At 62.2% G+C, this 1,624-nt stretch carries 2 protein-coding genes; both read right to left on the bottom strand.

Annotated elements, in window-relative coordinates; all coding sequences use genetic code 11:
* On the bottom strand, nucleotides 1-81 hold an 81-nt coding region (locus BLX41_RS37455; RefSeq protein WP_404942795.1), incomplete at its 3' end, for a hypothetical protein.
* Between the two features lie 24 nt (nucleotides 82-105).
* Nucleotides 106-1,624, bottom strand: a 1,519-nt coding sequence (locus BLX41_RS24235) for a RelA/SpoT family protein (RefSeq protein ID WP_259745138.1), incomplete at its 5' end; no start/stop codon positions are given.

The raw sequence follows: 1,624 nt of genomic DNA, 5'->3' as shown, positions 1-1,624 counted from the left end.
CTGCTTGATGTCCCAGGGGCAGCCGTATTGCGGGTCCCGCAGGCGCGCCATCAGGTGGAGCAGGTCTTCAAGGCTGTACATCAGTTCATCCATTTCATGCGGGCATCACGGGGTTCGATTGCGCCGGGTCTCGATGATGTTCGGCAACTGGGATATGCGTCCCAGCAAACGTCCCAATGCATCCAGGCCCGGAATCTCGATGGTCAAGGACATCAACGCCGTGTTGTCCTCCTTGTTCGACCGGGTGTTGACCGCCAGTACGTTGATGCGCTCATTGAGCAGCACCTGGGACACGTCACGCAGCAGACCGGAACGGTCGTAGGCACGAATGATGATGTCCACCGGATAGGTGAGCACCGGCACCGGGCCCCAGCTGACCTGAATGATCCGCTCCGGCTCGCGACCAGCCAGCTGCAGCACCGAGGCACAATCCTGACGGTGAATACTGACGCCTCGACCCTGGGTGATGTAACCGACGATCGCATCCCCCGGCAGCGGCTGGCAGCAACCAGCCATCTGCGTCATCAGGTTGCCCACGCCCTGGATCTGGATGTCGCCGCGCTTGCCCGGCTTGTATCCGGCGGCCTTGCGCGGGATCAGCTCCAGCTGTTCATTGCCGCGCTCCGGCTCCACCAGTTGCTGGGCCAGGTTGACCAGTTGCGCCAAGCGCAAGTCGCCCGCGCCCAAGGCGGCGAACATGTCCTCGGCGATCTTCATGTTGGCCTTCTCGGCCAGCTTGTCGAAGTCCACCTGAGGCAGGCCGAGACGGTTCAGTTCACGTTCCAGCAGGGTCTTGCCGGCGGCGACGTTCTGATCACGGGCCTGCAGCTTGAACCAATGGACGATCTTCGCCCGCGCCCGGGAAGTGGTGACGTAGCCCAGGTTCGGGTTCAGCCAATCACGACTCGGGGTGCCGTGCTTGCTGGTGATGATCTCCACCTGCTCGCCAGTCTGCAGGCTGTAGTTGAGCGGCACGATGCGCCCGTTGATCTTCGCGCCACGGCAGTTGTGACCGATCTCGGTGTGCACCCGATAAGCGAAATCCAGGGGCGTGGCGCCCTTGGGCAGGTCGATGGCGTGACCGTCGGGGGTGAAGATGTACACCCGGTCCGGCTCGATATCCACCCGCAACTGTTCGGCCAAGCCACCGATATCCCCCAGTTCCTCGTGCCATTCCAGCACCTGACGCAGCCAGGAGATCTTCTCTTCGTAATGGTTGGAGCCGGACTTGACGTCGGTGCCCTTGTACTTCCAGTGGGCGCAAACCCCCAGCTCCGCTTCCTCGTGCATCGCATGGGTACGGATCTGCACTTCCAGCACCTTGCCCTCGGGGCCGATCACCGCGGTGTGCAACGAGCGGTAGCCGTTCTCCTTGGGGTTGGCGATGTAGTCGTCGAATTCCTTGGGAATATGTCGCCACAAGGTATGCACGATGCCCAGCGCGGTGTAGCAATCGCGCATTTCCGGCACCAGCACCCGCACGGCGCGCACATCGTAGATCTGGCTGAACTCCAGCCCCTTGCGCTGCATTTTGCGCCAGATGGAGTAGATGTGTTTGGCCCGCCCGCTGATGTCGGCGTTGACCCCGGTGGCCTTCAGCTCGTTCTGCAGCTGGTTCATCACG

This window comes from Pseudomonas protegens (assembly GCF_003732485.1).
Taxonomy (GTDB): Bacteria; Pseudomonadota; Gammaproteobacteria; order Pseudomonadales; family Pseudomonadaceae; genus Aquipseudomonas; species Aquipseudomonas protegens_B.
This window is presented reverse-complemented; position numbering and strand designations above follow the sequence as displayed.